The following is a 667-nucleotide window of genomic DNA, read 5'->3' on the forward strand; positions in this document are numbered from 1 at the left end:
CCATAATATTGGAAGGAGTCATTTATTAGGGTAATATTTCCGTTTAAGTAAAAATATAGATAGAAAATAGTAATAATATGTAAGTTTTAAATTTAAATATTGGTAATATCAAATCTGTCAAAATGTTTAAGTCAAAATAAAAAGAGCTGGAAACTGCACCTTAGCAATGTTCCCAACTCTTTTTATATGATTAAATATGATTCAATCTTATTTTAAAATGGCATTTCAGGTGCTTATAATTTCTCTTAACGCGATTTTCAAATTTTATTAGTTTATTCTAATTGTGCTTTTATATAAAAGATCCACTCTTCGTTTTATCAATAGTAGGTAAACCTATAATCAAACGTATTATTCACTTGATTTTGCTTTTTGAACTTTCAAAATTGTAAATATAATAACTATTGTTATGGTGATTAAATCAAAAGAATGTGTAAATGCTTGTCCAAATTCTTTTCCTTGCCAGAAGTAACGAATGATGAATAAAAGCGTTGAATGAACAAACAACGCAATAAACATGTATATCACTGGTTTATCAAGTAATAGACCAAAAACAAATACAAATAACAGCATTATTATAGTAAGTATCAGCATGACTATGTTTGGCATAGACATATTAAAACTCCAATCATATAGTATTTTAGTCTTACTCTTCTAGAAACCTTTACGT

1 protein-coding gene is annotated in these 667 nt (G+C 26.4%); it reads right to left on the reverse strand.

Annotated features, from left to right (window positions below; genetic code table 11):
* Nucleotides 1-348: 348 nt before the first annotated feature.
* Nucleotides 349-612 carry a hypothetical protein gene (locus CD150_RS13035; protein WP_225792147.1) on the reverse strand — a complete coding sequence of 88 codons (264 nt, stop codon included), beginning with the start codon at nucleotides 610-612 and terminating at the stop codon, nucleotides 349-351.
* Between the last annotated feature and the right edge of the window lie 55 nt (nucleotides 613-667).

The sequence above is a fragment of the Staphylococcus ureilyticus genome (assembly GCF_002902235.1).
Lineage (GTDB): Bacteria > Bacillota > Bacilli > Staphylococcales > Staphylococcaceae > Staphylococcus > Staphylococcus ureilyticus.

Excerpts from the sequence above, each read along its gene's own strand:
- CD150_RS13035 (WP_225792147.1), bottom strand. The coding sequence starts at position 612 with ATGTCTATGCCAAACATAGTCATGCTGATACTTACTATAATAATGCTG.